This window comes from Romboutsia maritimum, assembly GCF_002251085.2.
GTDB lineage: Bacteria > Bacillota > Clostridia > Peptostreptococcales > Peptostreptococcaceae > Romboutsia_B > Romboutsia_B maritimum.
On sequence record NZ_NOJZ02000006.1, the window covers coordinates 16276 to 41597 of the forward strand.

Sequence of the window (25322 nt, forward strand, 5' to 3'; positions counted from 1 at the left end):
TAAAATTCGCTTTGCTAATCGCTCTAACGCATCGAACTTACTTTATAATAGTTCTTGTTTAGTCGCTTTAATAATAATAAAGCCTTTCGTTTATACGAAAGGCCTCTTAACAGTTCTTTTCTAACTTTTAGAATATCAAATCCTACAAAATTTGTCAACATAGATGATATTACATCTATTTATATTATTTATTTTCCTTATCTTGTTCATCAAATTCTTTTATTAATTCATCCGTTATATCTTTATCATCCTTCTTTTTATCTACAACTACATCTTTTACTTCTTTCGCTGTATTAGTTAGCATTTCTTTTAACATGTTCAATTTTTCTTCGTTTAGTTCACCTAAATCAACTATAGTACCATCATCTTCATTTTGAACTTTTATACGATATTTGCCTATAACAGCAGCTGAAAGCCCTACTAATGTAACTAATGGTCCTAATGCTAACCCTATAACACCTACTGTTAATGGTATATTCATAACTATTTTATCATTTTTCTCAACTATAATTCTTATTACACTACTCTTTTTAATAAGATCTTTTAATTGTTGTTTTACTTCTTCTCCATCTTTTGAAAATACATCTTCCATTGTTTTTTTAGCTTGCTTAACTTTACTAGTATTATTCTTTTTTTCTAGAAGAATAATTGCTTCAACAACATCTCCATCACATTCTAAAAGCGCTTGTTTAGCTTCTGAGTAAGTAGCACTTGGTATTCTTTCAAATACAGCATCTACATCTTCAATAGTTATTTTATTAATCACCCTTATCAACTCCCTTATAATCTTGCATACTTTTTAATAAGTTTAATGATTTAAAATTAATATTGTCAATATAAACTTTTAAATACCTTTTCAAAGTATTTTCAAGTTCATACAATATATACTTTGATACTTTTGCTTTACTACATTTTAGTATGTCATTACTTAATATATATTCCATAAGCTTTATTGTTGTTAAGTCTATTTTAAAATTATGTTCAAAATGACTACTACACTTACTACATAATGTACCACCTTCATATACATTAAAAACTGAATTATTTAAATTTTTACTTTGACAGCTAATACATTTTGTAACAATAGGTTTAAATCCTATGTAATCTAAAAACTTTAATTCAAATGCTCTTGTTACAAATTTTTTGTCTATATTTTCTTGTGTATACAAATATAATGTTTGAGCAAGTAGTATAAATAATCTATTATTAGTTTGATTTTCTAACGTAGAGCCTTCTACTAATTTGGTGATGTAAGTAGCATATGAAAATGCTTCTAAATCATACGATAAATCATAAAAACTTTTTATTATGTCACTTTGAGTTATTCTATACATTGATCCTTGTTTTTTTAAAGTGTAATCAGAATATGCAAAAAGCTGTGATGATGATAGTAAGGAGCTTTTGTTACTTTTAGCTCCTTTAGCTATTACAGCTATTTTTCCAAGCTTTCTAGTAAACAAGGTTAATATCAAATCATTTTCTTTATATCTAATAGATTTAAGTACTATCCCCTGGGTGTTTAAGATTATCATAGTTATTTTCTATCTCCCTCATATCTTCATTTTCTTCATGCAAGTTTTTACAGTCACGCAAATATAGAAAAGCTTCTATACTTCCCGTCTTTTTAAAAACTTCCCAACAAATATTGTTCATTTTTAAAAAACCCCCTTCTTACGGTTATAATTATATTTTTAGTAAAAAGGGGGTAAATAATACATGAAGTTATTAAACAATTTTTGACAATAACAAAGTTATTGTTATGAAGTATACTATAACACCTGTTATATCAAGTACCGTAGATATTAATGGTGCTGAAATTATGGAAGGATCTACATCTAATTTTTTTAATAAAACTGGCATAAATGCCCCTATCATCGACCCAACTATCATATTTATAAATAAAGATATAGATACAACTAATATTATACTAATATCCTTTATAAATATAAAAGCAACTAATATTATTATTATGCTACATAATATTCCTATTATAAATCCTACTATACCTTCTCTTACTACACTGTTAAAATCTAAATCCTTATTAGATAATGCCATTACTGTAAGCGCTGATGATTGAGTACCAATATTTCCACCCATTCCTATTACTACAGGAATGAAAAATACTAATACGTCATACGTAGGATTCATTATAAAATCTAAATTTGAAAGTATTAAAGTAGATAATAACCCTCCTATTAATGTTATAATAAGCCATGGAATTCTAGCTCTTACAGAAGAAATTATTTGCTCTTTTGGATTAGGATTCACCTTTTCCACTGCTTCTCTTTCATGTTCAGAAGTTCCTGCAAATTTATACATATCCTCTGTTGCTTCCTCTTCCATTACATCAATTATATCATCTACAGTTATTATTCCTTTTAGCTTTTGTTGTCTATCTATAACTGGTATTGCTATTAAATTATACTTTGACACTAATCTAACAGCTTCTTCTCTATCTTCATCAACATAAACAGAAATTATATTTTCACTCATTAAATCTTCTACAATAGTTGCATCTCTAGATGTTATCAATTCTCTTAAAGATAAAACACCTACTAATCTATCTTCATTATCAACTACATAGATATAATAAATAGTTTCTGCATCTTCTGCATTTTCTCTCATATGTTCAATAGCTTCTTTAGCAGTTACATGCTTATTAATGGCAATATAACCAGTTGTCATTATACCTCCAGAAGATTCTTCTTCATAAAATAAAAGTTCTTTTACATCATCTGCATCTTCTTGACTTAAAAGTTCCATTATTTCTTCTCTTTCATCTTCTTCTAATTGACTCAATATATCCGCCATATCATCAAGAGACATTAATTCCAAAATATTTCTTTTATGATCTATATCTATTTTTGATATTATGGCACTAAAAAACTCTACATCACTTTCTTCTAATATCGATGCTGCCATATCTATTGGAAGAACTTCAAATAATTTTATTTTCATGTCTTCGTCTAGATGTTCCATTATGTCAAATATATCTATTATATGATATTCTTCTAATAATTCTCTTAAATCTAAAATTTTATTATTTTCAATTAAAATTTTCACTTCGCTCAACAAATCTTTGGAAGCATCCTCTTTCCTATCCATACAATCCACCTTTATTTATCAGTATATCCAAAATTACTTACGTAATTTTGTAAGTTTCTCCAGTTTTCTTTTACTTTAACCCATAACTGAAGATTTATTTGTGATCCTAAAAGCAGTTCCATATCTTCTCTAGCTGCCTTACCTATACCTTTTAATTTTCTACCATTTTTCCCAATTATAATACCTTTATGTGAATCTCTTTCACAATAAATCACTGCTGAAACATCAACAATTTCTTTATCTTTTCTTGATTTCATTTTTTCTATTTCAACAGCAACACCATGAGGTATTTCATCATGAACATAATGAAGAACTTTTTCTCTTATTAATTCTGATACTAATACTCTTTCTGGCTGATCAGTAATCATATAGTCAGGGAAGTATTTTGGCCCTTCTTCTAAAGAATTTTGTATTACTTTTAGTAATTCTTTTACATTTCTACCTTTTAATGCAGATATCGGTACTATTTCTTTAAACAATTTTTCTGAATGATACATTTTCATTAAATCAAACAAATCAGATTCTTCTAATTGATCTATTTTATTTAAAACTAAAACTATAGGAGTGTTTATATTTCTTAAGTCTTCTATTATCTTTCTATCTCCAGGTCCTATTTTTTTAGATTCATCTACAACAAATAATACTAAATCTACATTTTTGAATGCATCTGTAGCAGATTTCACCATAAACTCTCCTAGTTTATTTTTAGGTTTATGTATACCTGGTGTATCTAAAAATACGATTTGACACTTTTCATCTGTATATACTGCCTGTATTGTATTTCTTGTAGTTTGAGGTTTATCACTCATTATAGCTATTTTTTCTCCTACTACATTATTCATAAGAGTAGACTTCCCTACGTTTGGTCTTCCTACTATACTAACAAATCCTGATTTAAACATTTATGATTCTCCTAACTTCTTCTTGTGTAATTATTCTATTTCTTTAAAGTCACTTCCTGAAAAATAATTTGGTATTAAATCACTTATTTTACATTCAATTATTTTTCCTTGTGTATACCCAGTTATAATTCTTATATCTGGACCAAATTCTATTATTACCTGTCTACATATTCCACATGGATATGTTGATTCATCTTTTTCTGAATTATCACTAGCTATAGCTATAGCCTCAATTTCTTTTTCACCTTCTGATATAGCTTTATATATAGCAGTTCTTTCAGCACAATTAGTTCCACCGAAAGATGCGCATTCTATATTACAGCCAGTATAAACTTTACCATTCTTTGTAAGTAATGCTGCACCTACTCTAAATTTTGAATATGGGACATAAGAATTTTTTCTAGCATTTTCTGCTAATTTAAGTAAACTTTTATTATCCATATTATGCCTCCTATATATTTACATCATACTTTTTAATTTATATCTCTTTTTTAATATCTATAAATCTATATTATAAAAAATAGATATTAAATATTCTTATTTTCAATGTAATTTATTTTTTATTTATATTTTGGTTTAGTATATTACATTATAACATAAAAAAAGAAGTCTTGCAGACTTCTTTTCAAGCTGACGTCTACTATATAAGCTAATCTAAAACTAATTAAGTAAATCATCAATAAAAATTTCCTATTTGGAATACTAACATAGCCACTAAAACACCTAATAACGCTCCTGCTACAGTTTCCCAAAATGTATGTATCTTTCCTTCTATCCTACTTTGTGCTACTAAAACCGCCATTAAATACGCTAAAGTATACGCTACTACTCTCTCTGTCATAAATGTAATAGCTGTAGCCATCGCAAATGCTAAAGCTGCGTGACCGCTAGGCATACCTCCTTTTAAAGGAGTCCCTGTTGAAGTCATTGTTTTAACAACTACAACTGCAATTAATACTAATACTATACAAATTAAAGTTATATGGGGCTCTGACCTTCTAATTGTGTAAAGTAATGATGTAGATAAATCTGTTAATTCATCATAAAATAATATATATCCTACAATAACAGAATTCAAAGCTGCTATTAATACGCCTCCAGCTGCTACATCTTTTGCTATTTTCGCAAGAACATGATATTCATCAGTTATCATATCAATAGTTTTCTCTATGGCTGTATTAAACATTTCTGATATTACTACTAAACTTATAGAAAATATTAATATAAGCATTTCTACCTTGCTTAAATCAAAGAATAAACTACCTAAAAATACTAATACTGCTACAAAGTAATGTATCTTCATATTTCTTTCAAATTTAAAAGTATATAAAATTCCTTCTATTGCTGCATTAAAAGCTTTTACTAGTCCCTGGCGAGTTTTTCCTGTTTTCATAAAACTTACTCCCTTGTTATGCTTAACTTATTTAATATATGTTCTTCCTTTTCTCTCATTTCTTTAGTATTTTCTTCTGTATCATGATCATATCCTAAAAGATGGAACATACTATGACATACTAAAAAGCATACTTCTCTTTCAAAGCTATGATTATATTCTTGACTTTGTTCAAATGCTCTTTCTAAAGATACAACTATATCACCTAAAGATTCTTCTTCTAGCTCAACATCAAATTCTTCAGTTAAAAGAGGAAATGATAATACATCTGTTGGTCTATCTACACCTCTATAATCTCGGTTTAGTTCATGTATTTCTTTATTATCTACAAATGATAAACTAACTTCATAGCTATCATCATATCCTTCATAATCTAAGCATTCTACTATTATATCCTTTATTTTTTCTAATAATTCTTCACTAACCTTCATCTTATCTTGTCTATCATCTAATATCAATTCCATTTATTGCACCTACTTCTTCCTTAGTTTACTTATTTTTTGTATTACTTATTTTATCAAATTCTTCATATGCTCTTATTATTCTTTGAACCAATTCATGTCTTACAACATCTCGTTCTGTCAACATTATAGAGCCTATTCCTTGAACATTTTTAAGTATTTTTGTAGCTTGTAAAAGTCCACTTTTCTTCTTTTCTGGCAAATCAGTTTGAGTTAAGTCTCCTGTTACTACAGCCTTAGATCCAAATCCTAATCTAGTTAAAAACATCTTCATTTGTTCTGGTGTTGTATTTTGTGCTTCATCTAATATTATAAATGCATTATCTAAAGTTCTCCCTCTCATAAATGCTAAAGGTGCCACTTCTATAGTTCCTCTTTCTAGGTATTTATTAAATTTATCTGGACCTATCATCTCAAATAACGCATCATATAGTGGTCTTAAATATGGATCAACCTTATCTTTTAAATCTCCAGGTAAAAATCCCAAACTTTCTCCTGCTTCTACAGCTGGTCTTGTTAATATAATTCTACTTACTTCGTCTCTTTTAAATGCCTTCACTGCCATAGCAACTGCAAGATATGTTTTACCTGTACCTGCAGGACCTATTCCAAATGTTATATCATTTGAATTTATAAGATTTATGTACTCTTTTTGCCCCAAAGTCTTAGGTTGTATAGATTTTCCTTTTTGAGTTACAATAATTGTACCTTCTAAATCTTTTATTTTTTGTTCACTTCCCTCACATAATAAAGATAAAGAATAAGATATACTTTGCTTATCTAAACTATTTCCTCTAGATACAATTTTATGTAGTTCATTCATAAGTTTTATAGCTGAATCTACATTTTTTTCTTCACCCATTAAGACTATATTTCCTTCTCTTAATATCACATCTATGTTTAAAGTTTTTTCTATAAGTTTTATATTTTCATCGAGTTTACCAAACAATTCCTTTTCAAAGTTTTCTTCTGATACAACAAATTTTTTTTGTATTATCAATTGAATTCTTCCTCCTTAAGTCTTTGTTATTAATTTTGTTTGTTATCTGTTTTTCCAGTATCATTATTTTGCTCTTTAAATTCATTTCTTATATCATTTTTAGGTATTTTTTCAGGATTTGAAGGTAATACTTCTTCTTTATCCTTTGGAATACTTTGTTCTTTAAGAATTTGCTCTGCCTCTGCCTTACTTAAAGAATAAATTTTAGCTATATTTTCACTTGTTTGAACTGTCACTACATATTCTAACACATTTTTATTAACTTTGTAGTTGTGTTTAACATCAACTATTCTAGCAGCTGGCGGAATTTTATACTCCAAGTCTTTTAATGCTTGTTTTTCTAATTCTGTTTTAAGTTCTTTCTTATCTTTTTCTACTTTAATATCTTTAGTTTCATAAAAAATACTCTTATTTATTTTTAAAGGAAATGTATAATTGCCTAATTTCAATTTTATTTCTTTATTTTCTATTGAATAATCATTATATTTTATATTTCTTCTAATTGTAAATTTTTTATCATAAAAACTTATTGTATATATATTTTTACTATCTCCTGTTTTCTCTTTTTTAGTATTTAAATAGCTTGAACTTTTTTTAGATTCATAAAAAGTACTTGCCCAAACTTCAGGAATAGATTTTGTATTTGAACCATTAACTAAAACATCACCTTTTTGTACTATATCTCCAGTATCAACAGCAGAATTACCACTTCTTGGTATGACCCTCTCTATTATACCATCTTTCGAAGCAATTATATTACAATAATTTGACTCTTCAGTTGATTTTAATGATTCCGCTTTTTTAGTTATAGTTACAAATACATTAGTCCCCTTTACATTTATAGATACATATGCAACTTCATCAAACTTAGACATTACATGATCTCTTACTTCTTTTCTATCTATACTGTTTTTATATACCCCTGGTTTGAGTCCTACTTTATACAATTCCTTCCTTACTTCTTCCTTTTTTATACCTTCAGGTATTTGTATGTATATATCAGTTGTAAATTGTGATGTCATCATTAATAAAATCAAAGATGCCAGTGCACAAATCCACATTCCTTTATGCTTGTATATCCTTTTTACAACAAAAGGTATCCCTGTTTTTTGTTTAATTTTAACTTCAAATTTACTTCCTCTATATACTTTCTTAAAAGCTTTTATATCTAATCTGTCTACATAAAATTGAATTTTAGTTTGACTTATTCTACTTACATTATAAACATTTATTTTATTTCTTATAAGATGATTTAAAAAATGTTCAGTCCCTATTCCCTCAACAGTTATAATGTAGTATCCTCTTATATAGCTTATCACTTGTATCTCCTCCTAATCTATATATTCAATACTATATATAATTCCTTTTATCCCAATTTCACTATCTGTAATATATTTTAATAGTAATTTGTCTCCCGATATCTTTATTGACTTAATTTTTGTTTTTATTTTTATTAAGTTAGTATCATAAGTTATTATAGATAAGTAATTTTCTATACTAATAAATGTATTTCCTATAGTAGTCACAGTTGGTTGGTTTACTTGTAAATCCGTTGATATATCCACCATACATATACCTCCTTACTATATTTTATGTTTTTAATTTCCTTAAATTACTTTTTTTAAATTTTTATATCATCAGCCTGGAAACTTATAAAACTATTTAGAATAAACTACATATATATGTTTTAAATATTATTATAAGAAAGGATGAGTCTATGAAAAATATGTTTATAAGCATAGTTCAAAAATGTATATGTGTAGATTTCTTACTTAATGCATTATTAAGGTCAAATTCTTATAACTATTTCACATTATTGTCTACTATAAAAGAGGAAAATTTAAGAAACATAAAAATCATCTGTTATTTATATGAATATTTATTTAAAGATGTGTTAGTACTTGATAATATAAGTTCGATAAAGATTGATAAACTCCATGAAAATAGATTTAACTCACTATTAGAACTTTATTTAAAAATAATCTCAGAACTTAATACCATATACAACTATAACTTTAATTTTTTCTATCGACAAATTGTAAGAAGCCTTACAAACAGTTATTTTAACTTAGTTTCTTCTATTCATTATTTATGTTATACTCAACCTAGTGATAATCATTACAGAAATAAATTTAGTTTTTTTAAGCCAGATGAAAATTATGGTATTGGAAAAAAATCTAACGAACTTACTGTTGATGAAATGAGAAATATAGCAGCTATATGCATAAATATTTTTTTTGATTATTCATTATCAGATGAAGATATATATAATGGAGGGTATGAAGTTTTTTTTGAAAATGATACAGAAAATAAATTTTATCAATTTTTCTTTAAATGTAATGATATTTTTTTTAAAGTCAGAATATTAAGTAAAGATTATACTGTATTTTATATGTACCAATCTTTAGATAATCCTTTAGAAATTTCCCCATCCATTACTAAAGATGACGCTAAAGTTTTTGCAGATTCTTATCTAAAAGAAAAGTTAAAAGATGATTTTAATAAATTAATATTTGATAAAGACTACTTAAATATATATTCTTATATGAATATTCCCGAATCATATAAATTTAAATATAACTTTAAAGATGAAAATGCTAAAACAAATTTTAATAAAGGTATATATATATCCATAGATGCTAAAAACTTCTTTGTTCAGGAAATTTCATTATTATAACTCAATCAAAAATACTGAGAATTTTACTTCTCAGTATTTTAAAATGGTTAAGATTACTCATGTTCTATTACACCATAACCTCTAGTTTTTCTTTTGTACGCTATATTAATTTCATATGTATCCTGATTTCTGAACATATAGAAATTGTGTCCTAACAATTCCATTTGTAATATAGCCTCTTCTACGCTCATTGGTTTTACATTAAATTTTTTTCTTCTGTCAATAAATATTTCTTTTTCAAATGAATCTTCTTGTTCATTTATTTCTTCTTCCATTTCTATATTATCTAATCTTATACTTTTTTTACTTTGAGATTTATCTTTTAATCTATTCTTATATTTAACTATTTGTCTAGTAAGCTTATCATATACAATATCTATAGCTGAGTATAAATCAGGTTGAACTTCTTCAGCTCTTACTATAGGTCCTTTTATAGGTATTATAGTAACTTCTATTTTTTGTCTTTCTTTTTTTGCTCTCACTGTTACTTTTATTTCTGATTCAGGTTCAAGGTATTTCTCTAATCTATTTATCTTGTCATTTATATAGGATTTTATCCCTTCTGTTAACTTCATTTGTCTTCCAGATATTATTAATTCCATAATAACCTCTCCCTTCAAACCATTAGATGAAATTTCTAGTTAATGCTATATTTTTTATTTATTTTAACATTATTGTATATGAAAATATTCAAATTATATAGTCTATTTATTTTCTTCTTTATATGCTATCATTAAAATTAAAGGGTCTTTTTTAATACACTATTTATTCATTACCCATATAAAATAATTCAAAATTAAAGCACATAATAACCAAATTAAATATGGTACATTCAGATACATTGCTCTTTTGTCTAATTTACAAAATTTAAACATCATGATAATTACTACAAATATTAAAATAACCAAGTCTATTAATGCTGTAAATCTTAAATCTAATCCAAAAAATAATATGCTCCACATAAAATTTAAAAATAACTGTAACCAATAATAGAACATTGCATCTTTTACCTTAGCTGAGTCATAACCTTTTTTTAAGACTATATAAGATGATATTCCCATTAATATGTATAAAATTACCCAAACTACCACAAATACAAAACTAGGTGGTGCAAATCCCGGTTTTATAAGTTGTGAATAATATGTAGATGTGTCTATACCTGCTAGTTTAGTAGCTATTAGTCTACTGCTATAACCTACGAGTAATGGTATTAACACACATATTAAAAATTTTCTAATTTCTTTAACTGATATAATCAAATTTTTCCCCCTCTTTCAATTTCCTCTTTAGTTAATAAGTATGTACAAAAAGGAGTCATTATGATTATTTATAATATAAAAAGCCTAGAGAATATTCTCTAGGCTTTTAATCTATTGTAAGTTTTTTTTAATTAACTCATTTATAAGTTTTCCATCAGCTCTACCTTTTGTTTTCGGCTTTATAGCTGACATGATTTTTCCCATATCCTTCATTGAAGTAGCTCCTACTTCAGATATAGTATCTTTTACAATTTCATTTAGCTCTTCTTCGCTTAACTGTTGAGGTAGGTACTCTTTTAAAACTTGGATTTCAGCTTCTGTTTCTTTTACTAAGTCTTCTCTACTAGCTTTTTGGAATTCAACTAAAGCATCTCTACGTTGCTTCAATTGTTTAGCAATTATATCAATAATGCCTTCCTCTTCAAGTTCAACTCTATTGTCAACCTCAAATTGCTTTATAGAAGCTCTTATCAAAGTTACTACAGATTTTCTAACTGTATCTTTGTTTTTCATTGAAGACTTTAAATCTTCTTGTAACTTCTCTTTAAGGGACATTCCCCTCACCTCTTTATTCTTTTTACTATTTCTTAGCGTTTTTTCTTCTTGCAGCTTCAGCTTTTTTCTTACGTCTAACACTTGGCTTATCATAGTGCTCTCTTTTTCTAACTTCAGACATGATGCCAGACATTGCACATGAACGCTTAAATCTTCTTAAAGCGCTGTCTAATGTTTCATTTTCTCTTACTCTTACTTCTGACATTTCTTTTTCCCTCCCTCCGATAGCGCGAATTATGCTGGGACTGTAACTACGATTATATCTGCATAATATGCATTACAACCTCACACTTTTTTTATTATAAACTATGTTCTTATTTTTATCAAGTATTTTTCATCAAGATTAAAGCTAAATTTGGAATTTAAATTATTTTTGTTCTGCTTCATACATTGGTAATTTTTTTCCAGCCAATACATGGTAATGAATATGCTTTACTTCTTGACCTCCATCTTCTTTACAATTGTTTATAATTCTAAATCCAGTTTCACTAAATCCTTTTTCCTTAGCTATTTTATTTATAATACTATGAATATGTGACACAATTTCCATATCTTTATCTTCTATATCTAATACACTTTCATAGTGTTTCTTAGGTATAATTAATATGTGATATGGAGCTACTGGATTTATATCATTAAAGGCTAAAACCTTATCATCTTCATAAACTTTATCACATGGAATTTCTCCATTTATTATTTTACAAAAAATACAACTCATTTATAACACCTCCTATTCTATTATAAGAGTTATTATTTCTACACTTTACACCAAAATTCCTTCTACATATTCGTGTTTCACATCAGTTATCTTTACTTTTAATATTTTACCTTGTATATCTTTATCACTTTCTGCAACTACTCTTATATAGTTAGGAGTTAAACCTTCATACTTATTATCTGCTATGTTTTGTTCAAATAAAATTTCCACTTCAGTATCAATAAATTTGCTTGCAAATTTATTAAAGTTTTCTTTGCTTAAATTTAAAAGTTTTTCACTTCTAAATTGCTTCATTTGGGGATCTATTTGATTATCCATAGTAGCTGCTGGAGTTCCTTTTCTTGGTGAATACTTAAATATATGCATTTGAGAAAGTTCTATGTCCCTTAAAAATTCATATGTTTTGTTGAACTCATCATTAGTTTCTCCAGGGAATCCTACTATTACATCAGTAGTTATTGCTACATTAGGTATTTTTTCTCTTAATCTCTCAACTATTGCCTTATATTCTTGTGTAGTATATCTTCTATTCATTCTTTTTAAAGTTTCATCACATCCACTTTGTAAAGATAAATGATAATGTGGACAAACTTTTTTCATTTCAGTAACTTCTTTTACAAATTCGTCTGTAAATAAAATTGGCTCCACTGAACTTAATCTAATTCTTTCAATTTTTTCAATTTCATTTATTTCTTTTATTACATCTAGTAATCTAATTTCTCTATCTCTTAAATCTTTTCCATAAGATGCTACATGTATACCTGTTAAGACCACTTCTTTATACCCATTATCAGCTAATTTTTTAACTTCTGATACTATACTTTCAATTTCCCTACTTCTAACTCGACCTCTAGCATGTGGAATTATACAGTAAGTGCAGTATCTATCACATCCATCTTGTATTTTTAAAAATGCTCTAGTTTTGCCGTTGGTCTGGCTAATTTCTATTTCTTCAAATGCTTTTACCTTCATTATATCATCAACTGTACTAGACTTTTTAGTTGAATCTATTTTTTTTATTTCTTCAACTATTTTTCTTCTATCGTTAGTACCCATTACTAAATTTACTTCTTCTATTTCAAGTATTTCTTCCGGCGATACTTGAGAATAGCATCCTACTACTGCTATTATTGCGTTAGGATTTTTCTTTTTAACCCTTCTTATATACTGACGTGATTTTCTATCACTCATATGTGTTACTGTACATGTATTTATAACATAAACATCTGCATACTCTTCACTATCTACTTGTTTATATCCATCTTTTTCAAACAACTCAAGCATAGCTTCTGTTTCATATTGATTTACTTTACATCCTAATGTGTAAAAAGCTACTTTTTTCAATTTATTCATCTCCTCCTAGGTCACTTAGTTCATATAAAGCTATGGAAGAAGCAACAACTGATGCTGTTTCTGTTCTTAATATCCTAGGTCCTAGAGATACTACCTTTGCTCCTATGTCTTGGATTTTTTGTATTTCTTCCTCTGCAAACCCACCTTCTGGCCCTACAAATATTCCTATACTATTTACGCTAGCATTTTTTATTGCGCTTTTTATTGATATTGTTCTTTCATTTTCATATGGGCATATATTCACATCGTTATTTTCCATTTCTTTTAATGCCTGTTCAAAAGTAATAACACCATTTAATTTAGGTATTTTTCCTCTTTTACTTTGCTTTGCAGCTTCATATATTATTCTTTCCCAACGATCAATTTTCTTGTCTTCTTTTTTATCATCAACTTTTGCAACACTTCTTTTCGTTTGAACTAATATTATTTCATCCACACCTACTTCAGTAAGTTTTTGAAGTATCATTTCCATCTTAGGACCTTTAGGTAGTCCTTGGTATAGTCTAACTTTTAAATCAGATTCTCTATTTATATTTACTTTTTCAAGAATATGTAAGCTAACATTATCTTTATCTATATCTGTTATCTTGCATATATATTCATTATTTTCTTTATCACAAATTTCTAATTCTTCTCCAATTTTACATCTTAAAACTTTAGAAATATGTTTTACATCTTCTCCTTCAATAACACAAGTTCTATTTTCTATATTAATTTTATTTTTCTCAACAAAAAATCTATCCATATTTTCACCTACTTAAGTTTAGAAACTATTGCTGCCCATTCACCTAGTCTTTGAACTTCTACTATTTCAAATCCATTTTCTATTAAGCTTTCTTTTACTTCATCAACTTTTGCTAATATTATACCTGAAGATATAAACACTGCATTTTCTTTCATAAAGTTGTGAACATCTTTTGCTAATATTTTTATTATATCCGCAATAATATTTGCTACTACTACATCTGCTTTATCTTTTACAACATCCATTAAATTTCCATGTCTTACTTCTACTGAATCTGATACATTATTTTCAGATACATTTTCTCTAGATACTTTTACAGCCACCTCATCTAAATCAACTGCTAAAACTTCTTTAGCTCCTAATTTTGCTGCTGCTATAGCAAGTATTCCACTTCCACAACCAATATCAAATACTTTAGAATCTTCTTTAACGTATTTTTCTAATTCTCTTATACACATTGAAGTTGTCTCATGAGTTCCTGTTCCAAATGCCATACCTGGATCAAGTTCAATTATTAAATCTTCTTTTTCTTGCTTATAGTCTTCCCATGTAGGTTTTACTACTATTCTATTACCTATTTTAGTAGGTTTATAATACTTCTTCCATTCATTAGCCCAATCAGATTCATTAACTTGGTCTAAAGTTACACTTCCTTCTCCTATATCTATACCAAAACCTTTTAAGTTTAAAACTCTTTGTTTTATATTTTCTACAACTTCTGGTACGTTTCTTTCTTCTGATATGTAAGTTTTTATTAAAACTCCATCATTTCCACTTTTTTTAAAAACTTCTTCTTCTACATAATCCCAATCTAGTTCATTTTTCTTTTGGAATAAAAAATCTTTAGGATCTTCTATCATTACTCCACCAGTTCTTTCTTCATCTAATATATTAGTTATAGCTTCTACAGCTTCTGTAGTAGTTTTTATAGTAACTTCAATCCACTTCATATGTAAATACCATCCTTCGCTTTAATTTTCCTATTTTTTCGTAACTTTTATTATATCATAATTATTATCTTTTATAATATTGTTTTATACTCTTTATTTACTTATTATTTATATTTCTATTCTTTAAACATTTTATTACAATAAATAAATCTTATTTATCTTATATTATTTTATTTTTTATAAAGAACTATTTTTTTATAAAAAACATATATTATATTAATCTTCTATACTTTTTAAAAGGAGTTGTATATATGATTAAGAATAATTCAAAATCACAAGATGAATTTTATAATTATATCCTCCAGTATCTAAATAAATACGTAGAAGTTTACACTTATTTTAGCAACAATCTTTTATACGGAAAGGTTATTGAAGTAACACCATTTTATATCACTATTAGTAATGAACATACCATTAAAAACAGTTCATCAAACAGTGAAATTTCAACATTTTATTTACCTCTAAATTCTATAATAAGCATTAAAAAATTATAACAATAAAAAAAGATTATTTAACTGACAACTATCGGTTGTCAGTTTTTTTGATAAAAAATTAGCTGTCTCAAAATAAAATTTAAAATTTCATCTTGAGACAGCTTTTATTTTTTATTTCTTTTTTAATAAATCCTCTAATTTTTTGGTTAACCCACGTTTTTTTTCATGAACTTCTTCGCCACACTCTTTAGCAAATTGTCTTAATATATCCTTTTGCTTATCATTTAGCTTTTTAGGTACATCAATTACAACTTTTACGTATTGGTCTCCTCTTGAATTTCCTCTAATTCTAGGTATACCTTTTTCTCTTAATCTAAAGATTGTTCCTGTTTGCGTTCCTTCTGGTATCGTGTATGAAACCTTTCCATCTAATGTAGGTACTTCTATCTCATCACCTAAAGTAGCCTGAGCAAATGTTATTGGCATCTCAATATAAACATCATTTCCCTCTCTAGTAAATATAGAATGTGATTTTACACTTATTACTATATAAAGATCGCCTCTTGGTCCACCTTTTGAACCTAATTCTCCTTGACCACTTAATTTTATCATTTGTCCATCATCTATACCTGCTGGTATATCAACTTCAATAGTTTTAACTTTTCTAGTACTTCCTTTTCCACTACACTTATTACATGGAGCTTCTACTATTTCACCTTCTCCATTACATGTACTACAAGGTCTTGAACTAGCTATGTTACCAAATGGAGTTCTTTGGACAGTTCTCACTTCACCTGAACCATTACATGTAGGACAAGTCTTTTTAGATGTTCCTGATTTAGCACCAGTTCCATGACATTCACTACATTCTTCACTTCTGTTTACTTTCATAGATGCTTTTTTACCAAAAGCAGCTTCTTCAAAAGTTATAGTTATACTTTGTCTTATATCTGCTCCTCGTTCTGGACCTCTTCTTCTAGCTCTACCGCTACTAAATCCGCCTCCAAACATATCTCCAAATATATCTCCAAATATATCTTCAAATCCTCCGAAACCTTGACCACCAAATCCACCTTGGCCTCCAAATCCACCTTGACCATTTAAGCCATCATGCCCAAATTGATCATATGTTTGTCTTTTAGTTTCATCAGATAATACTTCATAAGCTTCATTTATTTCTTTAAATTTTTCTTCTGCTTCATTATCTCCAGGATTTCTATCTGGATGATACTTCATAGCTAATTTTCTGTATGCTTTTTTTAGTTGTTGTGCATCTGCATTTTTATCAACACCTAGGATTTCATAATAGTCTCTTTTCGTACTCAAGTTTGTCACCACCTTAATCTTACAAAACAATAGCTTGTAGAATATCTAACTACAAGCTATTATTAATTATTTAAATAAATAAATATTCTATATTAATTATATACAACTATGTCTAATTTTGTAACCTATTTTTCGTCATTTACTTCTTTAAAATCAGCATCTACTACATTATCATCTTTTGGTCCTTCACTTTGACCTTCTTGTTGTTGTTCAGCACCTGCTTGTTGATACATTTCTTGAGATACTTTATGGAATTTATTCATTACTTCATCCATAGCTTTTCTTATTTCTTCACCTGTAGAATCTTCTTTGTCTTTTATTTCTTTTAAATCTGCTATTGCTTTTTCTATAGCACTCTTATCATCAGCACTAACTTTATCACCAAGTTCATTTAATGTTTTTTCTGTTTGGTAAATTGTAGATTCTGCTTGATTTAAAGCTTCTATTTTATCTTTCTTTTGTTTATCTGCTTCAGCATTCATTTCTGCTTCTTTTACTTTCTTTTCTATTTCATCCTCAGATAAATTAGTTCCTGAAGTTATAGTTACTTTTTGTTCTTTTCCTGTTCCTAAATCTTTAGCAGTAACATGAACTATACCATTAGCATCTATATCAAATGTAACTTCTACTTGAGGTATTCCTCTTGGAGCTGGTGGTATATCTGTTAATTGGAATCTTCCTAAAGTTGTATTGTCATAAGACATACTTCTTTCACCTTGAAGAACATGTATATCAACAGCTGTTTGATTATCTGCTGCAGTTGAGAATACTTGAGACTTCTTAGTTGGTATTGTAGTATTTCTTTCTATTATCTTAGTGAATACATTACCTAATGTTTCTATACCAAGAGATAATGGAGTTACATCTAATAATAATAAGTCGTTAACTTCTCCTGTTAAAACTCCTGCTTGTATAGATGCTCCTGCTGCAACACATTCATCTGGATTTATACCTTTATGAGGTTCTTTTCCTATAAATTTCTTAACAGCTTCTTGCACAGCAGGTATTCTAGTAGATCCCCCTACTAATAATACATCATCTATTTCAGAAGTAGATAAACCTGCATCTTGTAATGCTCTCTTCGTTGGTTCCATAGTTTTTTCTACTAAACCAGCTGTTATTTCTTCAAATTTAGCTCTTGATAAATCTATATTTAAATGTTTTGGTCCTTCAGCTGTAGCAGTTATAAAAGGTAAATTTATGTTTGAAGACATTGTTGAAGATAATTCTTTTTTCGCCTTTTCAGCAGCTTCTTTTAATCTTTGAAGAGCCATATTATCATTTTTCAAGTCTACACCTTCAGCTTTTTTAAATTCAGCAGCTAAATAGTCTATTACAACTTGGTCGAAATCATCTCCACCTAGCCTATTGTTACCTGCTGTAGCTAAAACTTCAAAAGTACCATCACCTATTTCAAGTATAGATACGTCAAAAGTACCTCCACCTAAGTCAAATACTAATATTTTTTTATCTTGGTCTAATTTATCCATACCATAAGCAAGAGCCGCTGCAGTTGGTTCATTTATTATTCTCTTAACATCAAGTCCTGCTATTCTACCTGCATCTTTAGTTGCTTGTCTTTGAGCATCTGTAAAGTAAGCTGGAACTGTTATAACAGCTTCTGTTACAGGTTGACCTAAGTAACTTTCAGCATCTGCTTTTAATTTTTGTAAAGTTATTGCTGATATTTCTTGTGGTGTAAATTTCTTTCCATCTATGTCTACTTTGTAGTCTGTTCCCATATGAGTTTTTATAGATGTTATTGTTCTATCTGCATTTGTAACAGCTTGTCTTTTAGCTGGTTCTCCTACTATTCTTTCTCCATCTTTAGTGAAAGCTACTACTGACGGAGTAGTTCTCATACCTTCGTTATTAGCTATTATTTGTGGTTCTCCACCTTCTAATACAGCTACACATGAATTAGTTGTTCCTAAATCTATACCTATTACTTTTCCCATGATTAAAATCCTCCTTGAGTATTTTATTTTATTTTAGTTATATTACTTTCTATATTTAAAGTTAGCGAGAAACTACAACCATAGATGCTCTTATTGTTTTAGTTCCAAGCTTATATCCTTTTTGGAATACCTTAATTATTTTATTTGATTCTACCCCATCTACATCTTCTTCCATAACTGCTTGATGTAAATTTGGATCAAATTCAACATTTTCAGTTTCAATTTCTTCTACTCCAAACTTAGCTAGAGTATCTTTAAGTTGTTTATATACAAGTTCTATACCTTGATACATTGTATCTTCCTTATTTGTACAAGCTTCTAATGCTCTTTCCATATTATCTATAACTGGTATTAACTCTGTTACTAACTTTTCATTAGCAAATAGTCCTATAGTTTCTTTTTCTTCTTGAGTTCTTCTTCTATAGTTTGAATACTCAGCTTGAACTCTTTGATATTTATCATTAGTTTCTTCTATTTCATTTTTTAATTTTTCAACTAATTGTGCATTTATATATGTTATATTTTCTTCTTGATTAGAATTTTCTTCAACTGTTTCAGTTTCTTGTTCTTGAGTTTCTAAATTTTCACTATCCAGATTATCTTTATCTGTTTTCAGTTCTTCTTGTTCCATGTTCTTTCCTTCCAAGATATCACACCTCTCACTTCATTTTTTTCGCTAAAACCTACTTTTTATTCAGTAATAAACTCATATAGTTTACTATAGAATAAATTCTCGCGTAGTCCATCCTTGTAGGACCAATAAAACTTATACGTCCTACTAAATCTTTATCTATGTTATATGTTGCGGTAACCACACTACAATCTTTAGCCAACTTACAGTCATTGTCACTACCAATTATTATATTTACATTGTCCTTTTGTATTCCTTTAGATTTAACCATACTAGCTATAGTTTCTTTTTCTTCTAACATATTTAAAAACGACTTGGCTTTTAATACATCATTAAATTCAGGATAACTAAATATATTAGTTGCTCCATTTAAAGAAACTAAAAAATCATCTTCTGATATATTAAAGTTTAATGCATCTATAAGCTCATCTATAAAAACTGAATACTCGCTTATTTCATATTTTATAAATGCTATTAGTCTATCATCTAAGTCTACTATGCTCTTTCCTGAAAGTTTCTTAGTTAGATTATCAGAAATTAGATTCAGCTTAGATTGTTCTAAATAAACATTAGTAGAAAGGTTCGCCTTCTTTATATCACCTTTATCTGTTACTACTATTAATAAAATATTACTTTCATCCATATGAACTAATTGTATATATTTTATAACTCTCTGATTTACTAAACTTTTAGTAACAGCTACTGTTGTATAATTAGTAAGTTGAGATAATAACTTAGAAGTTTCATGAATCAATTCATTTATATGGCTTACATTTTCTTCTACACATTGTTCAATTAACTTCTTATCTAACTCATTTAATTCACTTTTATTCATAAGTAAATCAACATATAGCTTGTATCCCTTTTCAGAAGGTACTCTACCTGCTGATGTATGAGGTTGAATTAAATAACCTAATTCTTCAAGATCAGCCATCTCATTTCTAATAGTAGCAGCACTAACTCCAAGATCATGTTTTTTAGATATCGTTCTTGATCCTACAGCTTCTGCTGTTTCTATATAATCTTTGACTATAGCTTTGAGGATTTTTAATTTTCTTTCATTTAATTCCACCTTTAAGGCCCCCTCGCTGTTAGCACTCATTTATTTCGAGTGCTAAAAAGATTATATATATTATATATCATGATATTTTTATTTTGTCAACACCTTTTAAGCTTTAATCTATAAATTCTATAAAAATACTATTTGATATTTCCCTACCTTTTTGAGTTAATTTTATTCCACTTTTATCTTCTAGTATAAGTTGTCTTTCCCTTAATATGGCCAATTGTTTATTATATTTTTTTCTAAAATCAATATTAAATTCATTTTTAAAATCATCAAATTTTATACCTTCATTCATTCTAAGACCCATAAATATTTTTTCTTCTATTTTATCTTGAACACTTAAAAGTTCTTTACTTAATATAGGTTTTTTATCACCCGATAATAACTCATTGTATTCTTGTATCGATTCTACATTATTATATCTGATATTATTTACATATCCTGATGCCCCTGGACCTAGACCTAAATAATTTTTACACTTCCAATATAATATATTATGTTTGCATTCATATCCTTCTTTTGCATAATTAGATATTTCATATTGATTGTATCCTTTTGATTTTAAATAATCTATTGTATAATTATATAAATTTATATCTGTATCCTCATCTATAATTTCAAATTCTTTTCTTTCATACATATTATATAATTCTGTTCCCTCTTCTAATATAAGTGAATATGCCGATATATGTGAAGGATTTAGTTTTGTAACTTTTTCTAACGTTTCTTTCCATTCATCAATATTTTGATTAGGAAGACAATACATTAAATCTATGTTTATATTTTTAAACCCAACATCAATAGCCTGTTGATAGTTTTTTACAAATTCTTCATAAGTATGTATTCTTCCTATAGCCTTTAAATGATAATTTTGTGTAGCTTGCAACCCTATGCTAATACGATTAATTCCTATTTCTTTCATTATTTTAAGCTTTTCTAAATTAAGAGTTCCTGGATTACACTCCATTGTTATTTCTGCATCTATTCTTATTTTAAAATTTTTTCTTATATTATAAAAAATTTCTTTTATTTCTTGTGAATTTAAAATACTCGGAGTACCCCCTCCTAAAAATATACTATCTATTTGCTTATCTTCCAATTCTCCTTTATAAATCTCCATCTCTTTTTTTAAATTATTTAGATACAATTTTTTTGACTTTTCATCTATTTTATATGAATTAAAATCGCAGTAATTACATTTTTTCACACAAAAAGGTACATGTATATATAGTCCTATCATATTTTTTCCTCTTTCTATTTCTAATTATTTTAAAATATATTTTAATTTATTCCCAATATACTAACTTTACAATCTTTAATTTAACATGTTTATATTTTTTTAACAATTTAAAAATTAAAAATCTCCACTTAAATTTAAGTAGAGATCTTTAATGCTATATATATTTAATTATTTTAAGTTCTTTTTATACGAATAAACTGGAAGCCCTATTAATGTTATCATTATTCCTCCCAATGAAATAGCTGTTGATGTTATTATTTGATTAAATACAACAAATAATCCTCCAAGTATAGCTATTATCGGAATTACTGGATATAATGGAACTTTATATGGCCTATATAAATCTGGTTTTTCCTTTCTAAACTTCATAACTCCTATAAAGGTAAGAACATAAAATATCCATACTGTAAATATAGTTAAATCTGATAATAAGTTAAATTTACCCGATAATGCATATATACAAGATAATATTGCTATTAACCATACAGAATTATAAGGAGATCCTCCTTTATTCACTTTTGATAAAATTTTATCACCTGGTAAAGTTCCATTTTTAGCCAATGTATATGGTACTCTTGGAGCAGTCAATAAGTATCCATTTAAACTACCAAATACAGATATCATAATACCTATTGTTATTATTTTTCCTCCGATTGATCCAAATAGTCTTGTAGCTACAAGACCTGCTGGTGATACAGCTACTGCAAGTTCATTAGCCGGAGCAACCCATAAATAAGCTATATTTATTAAAATATAAACTAACATAACTATAGATAATCCTCCAACTATAGCTTTAGGTAAATCTTTGCCTGGGTTCTTCATTTCTCCAGCTATAGTACCTACATTAATCCATCCTTCATATGCAAATAATGTTGCTATTAATGTTTGCCCTAATGCACTTGATACTGTTGCTTTTGGCCCTACCATTGGAGTAAAAATAGCTATGCTATTACCTTTTATAAATCCAAATACTATGATTAATACTAGTGGTATCAGTTTACAGATTGTAGCAATAGTTTGAATTTTTCCTCCTAAAGATGAACCTACTGTGTTTAAAATAGCTAAAAATAAAATTACACCTATAGCAATCGGTAAAATTACAGTTAAATTTTCAGGGTTTTGTCCTAAAAGTTCAGCTGCTTGCTTAGAAAATATTACAGCCAACGCCGCTGTTGTCCCTGGGAAAAATAAAAAAGTTTGCATCCAGCCTGCTAAAAACCCCATTTTTTTTCCATAAAATTCTTCAATATGAACCATCATTCCACCAGTTTTTGGTATAGCAGCTGAAATTTCAGCTGCTGTAAGACCTCCTGTTATAGTTACAAGTCCACCTATAATCCATGCTATAATTCCTAAACCAGGAGCACCATCTGTAGCTGCATAAATTGCTTGCGGTTTAAAAAATACACCTCCTCCTATAACCAATCCAACAACAGTTGAAAGAGCTGCCAAAAATCCGATATTCTTTTTTAGATCATTATTCATAATCAACCTCCTAACGACCTATGAATAAAAATTTATCATTTTTTAATTTTATAACTTTATTATTCTCAGGTTGTATTTATTCAAATTTAATTTTTTATGTATTTTAATTTTATAACTTATGATAACCCAAAAAATAAAAACGCACTAGAAATTTTATAAATTTCTAATGCTTTTTTCTATTTTTTTCATTTTACTCATCTAATTTTAATACAGACATAAATGCCTTTTGAGGAACTTCAACTGACCCTATTTGTCTCATACGTTTCTTACCTTCTTTTTGTTTTTCAAGAAGTTTCTTCTTACGAGATATATCTCCTCCGTAACATTTAGCAAGAACGTCTTTTCTAAGAGCACTTATTGTTTCTCTAGCAACTACTTTATTTCCAACAGCTGCTTGTATAGGTACTGCAAATTGATGTCTTGGTATTTCCTTCTTTAATTTTTCACACATAGCTTTTCCTCTATAATAAGCACGACTTTCGTGTACTATGAAACTAAGTGCATCTACTTGCTCTTTATTTATTAAAACATCAAGTTTAACAAGCTTAGAAGGTTGATATCCTTTTACTTCATAATCTAAAGATCCATATCCTCTTGTTCTTGATTTTAAAGCATCAAAGAAATCATAAACAACTTCATTAAGTGGAAGATCATAGTGAAGCATAACTCTTTTATCATCTATATATTCCATGTTTATCATAGTTCCACGTCTTTCTTGACAAAGTTCCATTACAACACCAACATAATCTTTAGGTACTATTATATCACCCTTAACTATTGGCTCCTCTATCATTCTTATTTCTGATACTTCTGGTAGATTTGCAGGATTTTGTATCATAACAACTTCATCATCAGTTTTAGTTACTCTATATATAACTGATGGTGCAGTTGTTACTAAGTTAAGGTCATATTCTCTTTCTAATCTCTCTTGTATTATTTCCATGTGTAAAAGACCTAGGAATCCGCATCTAAATCCAAACCCTAATGCAGCTGAAGTTTCTGCTTCAAACTCAAGCGCAGCATCATTTATTTGCATTTTTTCAAGTGCATCTCTTACATTTTCATATTTTTCGCCTTCTCCTGGATATATACCACAATAAACCATAGGTGTAGCCTTTTTATATCCTGACATTGGATTCTCTGTTGGATTATTAGCATCTGTTATTGTATCTCCCACATGACAACTTCTCATATCTTTTATACTTGCAGCTATATAACCAACATCTCCTGCTACTAATTCATTAAGTTCCTTTTGACCTGGAGCCATAACACCAACTTCAGTTACTTCAAAAGTCTTATTAGTATTCATCATTTTTATAGTCATACCTTTTTTAACTGTACCTTCAAATACTCTAACATAAGCTATAACACCTTTATAAGCATCATAATAAGAGTCAAATATTAAAGATTTTAAAGGTCCTTCTTTGTCTCCCTTAGGAGCAGGTATTTCTTTAACTATCGTTTCTAAAACATCTTCTATATTTAAACCACTTTTAGCTGATATAAGTGGAGCTTGACTTGCATCTAATCCAATTATATCTTCTATCTCTTGCTTTATTTCATCAGGTCTAGCACTTGGAAGATCTATTTTATTTATTACAGGAACTATTTCTAAATCTTGATCTAATGCTAAGTAAACGTTAGCTAATGTTTGAGCCTCTACACCTTGCGCTGCATCTACTACTAATAATGCCCCTTCACATGCAGCTAAACTTCTCGAAACTTCATAGTTAAAGTCTACATGTCCTGGTGTATCTATAAGATTTAAATAATATTCATTTCCATCCTTAGCTTTATAAACTAATCTTATATTCTGTAACTTTATAGTGATCCCTCTTTCTCTTTCAAGATCCATGTTATCTAATAACTGATCTTTCATCTCTCTATCACTAACAAGTCCTGTTTTCTGTATTAATCTATCCGCTAAGGTAGACTTCCCGTGGTCTATATGCGCTATTATACTAAAATTTCTAGTTCTACTTTGTTTATTGTCCACCTTGTTTCCTCCTTTTTATTATTATCATAGCTTTTATTTTATAATATATCCTCTTTTATGTAAATAAG

The 25322-nt window shown here is 28.0% G+C and carries 28 protein-coding genes; 2 read left to right on the forward strand and 26 right to left on the reverse strand.

The window, feature by feature from the left end; genetic code table 11:
• Positions 1–184: 184 nt before the first annotated feature.
• From CHF27_RS05075 to CHF27_RS05125, 11 genes are all read right to left on the reverse strand, one after another.
• The gene (locus CHF27_RS05075; RefSeq protein WP_095406356.1) at positions 185–766 is read right to left on the reverse strand and encodes a DUF4342 domain-containing protein; all 582 of its coding nucleotides are present in this window, start codon (positions 764–766) and stop codon (positions 185–187) included.
• Positions 759–1532, reverse strand: coding sequence for a DNA repair protein RecO (gene recO, locus CHF27_RS05080; RefSeq protein ID WP_095406355.1), 774 nt, complete (start codon positions 1530–1532; stop codon positions 759–761). The genes CHF27_RS05075 and recO overlap by 8 nt, the downstream gene beginning before the upstream one ends.
• Positions 1498–1653, reverse strand: a complete 156-nt coding sequence (locus CHF27_RS05085) for a YqzL family protein (RefSeq protein ID WP_095406354.1) — start codon at positions 1651–1653, stop codon at positions 1498–1500. Before CHF27_RS05085 ends, recO begins: the two co-directional genes overlap by 35 nt.
• Before the next feature lie 72 nt (positions 1654–1725).
• Positions 1726–3105 (reverse strand): magnesium transporter, encoded by a 1380-nt coding sequence (gene mgtE, locus CHF27_RS05090; RefSeq protein ID WP_199533613.1) that lies wholly within the window; start codon positions 3103–3105, stop codon positions 1726–1728.
• 11 nt (positions 3106–3116) lie between these two features.
• Positions 3117–4007 (reverse strand): GTPase Era, encoded by an 891-nt coding sequence (era, locus tag CHF27_RS05095; protein WP_095406352.1) that lies wholly within the window; start codon positions 4005–4007, stop codon positions 3117–3119.
• A gap of 30 nt (positions 4008–4037) precedes the next feature.
• Complete coding sequence (locus tag CHF27_RS05100) at positions 4038–4448, reverse strand: cytidine deaminase (RefSeq protein WP_095406351.1); 411 nt, start codon at positions 4446–4448, stop codon at positions 4038–4040.
• A gap of 235 nt (positions 4449–4683) precedes the next feature.
• The gene (locus CHF27_RS05105) at positions 4684–5400 is read right to left on the reverse strand and encodes a diacylglycerol kinase (protein WP_095406350.1); all 717 of its coding nucleotides are present in this window, start codon (positions 5398–5400) and stop codon (positions 4684–4686) included.
• Positions 5401–5405: 5 nt separating this feature from the next.
• Positions 5406–5864 (reverse strand): rRNA maturation RNase YbeY, encoded by a 459-nt coding sequence (gene ybeY / locus CHF27_RS05110; protein ID WP_095406349.1) that lies wholly within the window; start codon positions 5862–5864, stop codon positions 5406–5408.
• Positions 5865–5889: 25 nt separating this feature from the next.
• Positions 5890–6861, reverse strand: coding sequence for a PhoH family protein (locus tag CHF27_RS05115; RefSeq protein ID WP_095406348.1), 972 nt, complete (start codon positions 6859–6861; stop codon positions 5890–5892).
• Positions 6862–6890: 29 nt separating this feature from the next.
• Positions 6891–8180, reverse strand: a complete 1290-nt coding sequence (gene yqfD, locus CHF27_RS05120; RefSeq protein WP_095406347.1) for a sporulation protein YqfD — start codon at positions 8178–8180, stop codon at positions 6891–6893.
• 12 nt (positions 8181–8192) lie between these two features.
• Positions 8193–8429, reverse strand: coding sequence for a YabP/YqfC family sporulation protein (locus CHF27_RS05125; protein ID WP_199533614.1), 237 nt, complete (start codon positions 8427–8429; stop codon positions 8193–8195).
• A 149-nt stretch (positions 8430–8578) separates the two neighbouring features.
• Here CHF27_RS05125 and CHF27_RS05130 point away from each other — a divergent pair, with 149 nt between their 5' ends.
• Positions 8579–9538: a hypothetical protein gene (locus CHF27_RS05130; RefSeq protein WP_095406345.1), complete on the forward strand. Its 960-nt coding sequence runs from the start codon at positions 8579–8581 to the stop codon at positions 9536–9538.
• A gap of 53 nt (positions 9539–9591) precedes the next feature.
• Here the strand turns inward: CHF27_RS05130 and hpf are convergent, their stop codons facing one another.
• The 8 genes from hpf to prmA all read right to left on the reverse strand — a co-directional run bounded on the left by hpf (position 9592) and on the right by prmA (position 15118).
• On the reverse strand, positions 9592–10140 hold the full coding sequence (gene hpf / locus CHF27_RS05135; RefSeq protein WP_095406344.1) for a ribosome hibernation-promoting factor, HPF/YfiA family: 549 nt from the start codon (positions 10138–10140) through the stop codon (positions 9592–9594).
• 159 nt (positions 10141–10299) lie between these two features.
• Positions 10300–10797: a TspO/MBR family protein gene (locus CHF27_RS05140; RefSeq protein WP_095406343.1), complete on the reverse strand. Its 498-nt coding sequence runs from the start codon at positions 10795–10797 to the stop codon at positions 10300–10302.
• Between the two features lie 111 nt (positions 10798–10908).
• Positions 10909–11352, reverse strand: coding sequence for a GatB/YqeY domain-containing protein (locus tag CHF27_RS05145; protein WP_095406411.1), 444 nt, complete (start codon positions 11350–11352; stop codon positions 10909–10911).
• 25 nt (positions 11353–11377) lie between these two features.
• Entirely contained in the window at positions 11378–11557 is a 180-nt protein-coding gene (gene rpsU / locus CHF27_RS05150; protein WP_021125460.1) for a 30S ribosomal protein S21, read from the reverse strand.
• Between the two features lie 162 nt (positions 11558–11719).
• A complete protein-coding gene (locus CHF27_RS05155; protein ID WP_115975972.1) occupies positions 11720–12070 on the reverse strand; it encodes a histidine triad nucleotide-binding protein in 351 nt (116 codons plus the stop codon).
• Positions 12071–12115: 45 nt separating this feature from the next.
• The gene (mtaB, locus tag CHF27_RS05160; protein ID WP_115975990.1) at positions 12116–13414 is read right to left on the reverse strand and encodes a tRNA (N(6)-L-threonylcarbamoyladenosine(37)-C(2))-methylthiotransferase MtaB; all 1299 of its coding nucleotides are present in this window, start codon (positions 13412–13414) and stop codon (positions 12116–12118) included.
• 1 nt (position 13415) lies between these two features.
• A complete protein-coding gene (locus CHF27_RS05165) occupies positions 13416–14168 on the reverse strand; it encodes a 16S rRNA (uracil(1498)-N(3))-methyltransferase (RefSeq protein WP_115975975.1) in 753 nt (250 codons plus the stop codon).
• An 8-nt stretch (positions 14169–14176) separates the two neighbouring features.
• A complete protein-coding gene (prmA, locus tag CHF27_RS05170; RefSeq protein WP_115975978.1) occupies positions 14177–15118 on the reverse strand; it encodes a 50S ribosomal protein L11 methyltransferase in 942 nt (313 codons plus the stop codon).
• 251 nt (positions 15119–15369) lie between these two features.
• Between prmA and CHF27_RS05175 the strand changes: the two genes are divergently transcribed.
• The gene (locus CHF27_RS05175; RefSeq protein WP_115975980.1) at positions 15370–15612 is read left to right on the forward strand and encodes an ATPase; all 243 of its coding nucleotides are present in this window, start codon (positions 15370–15372) and stop codon (positions 15610–15612) included.
• Positions 15613–15723: 111 nt separating this feature from the next.
• Here the strand turns inward: CHF27_RS05175 and dnaJ are convergent, their stop codons facing one another.
• The 7 genes from dnaJ to lepA all read right to left on the reverse strand — a co-directional run bounded on the left by dnaJ (position 15724) and on the right by lepA (position 25254).
• Positions 15724–16878 carry a molecular chaperone DnaJ gene (gene dnaJ, locus CHF27_RS05180; RefSeq protein ID WP_115975983.1) on the reverse strand — a complete coding sequence of 385 codons (1155 nt, stop codon included), beginning with the start codon at positions 16876–16878 and terminating at the stop codon, positions 15724–15726.
• 125 nt (positions 16879–17003) lie between these two features.
• The gene (gene dnaK / locus CHF27_RS05185; RefSeq protein WP_115975986.1) at positions 17004–18836 is read right to left on the reverse strand and encodes a molecular chaperone DnaK; all 1833 of its coding nucleotides are present in this window, start codon (positions 18834–18836) and stop codon (positions 17004–17006) included.
• A 61-nt stretch (positions 18837–18897) separates the two neighbouring features.
• The gene (gene grpE / locus CHF27_RS05190) at positions 18898–19467 is read right to left on the reverse strand and encodes a nucleotide exchange factor GrpE (RefSeq protein ID WP_243444952.1); all 570 of its coding nucleotides are present in this window, start codon (positions 19465–19467) and stop codon (positions 18898–18900) included.
• 52 nt (positions 19468–19519) lie between these two features.
• Positions 19520–20539: a heat-inducible transcriptional repressor HrcA gene (gene hrcA / locus CHF27_RS05195; protein ID WP_095405759.1), complete on the reverse strand. Its 1020-nt coding sequence runs from the start codon at positions 20537–20539 to the stop codon at positions 19520–19522.
• Between the two features lie 103 nt (positions 20540–20642).
• Positions 20643–21773, reverse strand: coding sequence for a radical SAM family heme chaperone HemW (hemW, locus tag CHF27_RS05200; RefSeq protein ID WP_095405758.1), 1131 nt, complete (start codon positions 21771–21773; stop codon positions 20643–20645).
• A 168-nt stretch (positions 21774–21941) separates the two neighbouring features.
• Positions 21942–23258, reverse strand: coding sequence for an APC family permease (locus CHF27_RS05205; protein ID WP_095405757.1), 1317 nt, complete (start codon positions 23256–23258; stop codon positions 21942–21944).
• Between the two features lie 190 nt (positions 23259–23448).
• Complete coding sequence (gene lepA, locus CHF27_RS05210; RefSeq protein ID WP_095405756.1) at positions 23449–25254, reverse strand: translation elongation factor 4; 1806 nt, start codon at positions 25252–25254, stop codon at positions 23449–23451.
• Between the last annotated feature and the right edge of the window lie 68 nt (positions 25255–25322).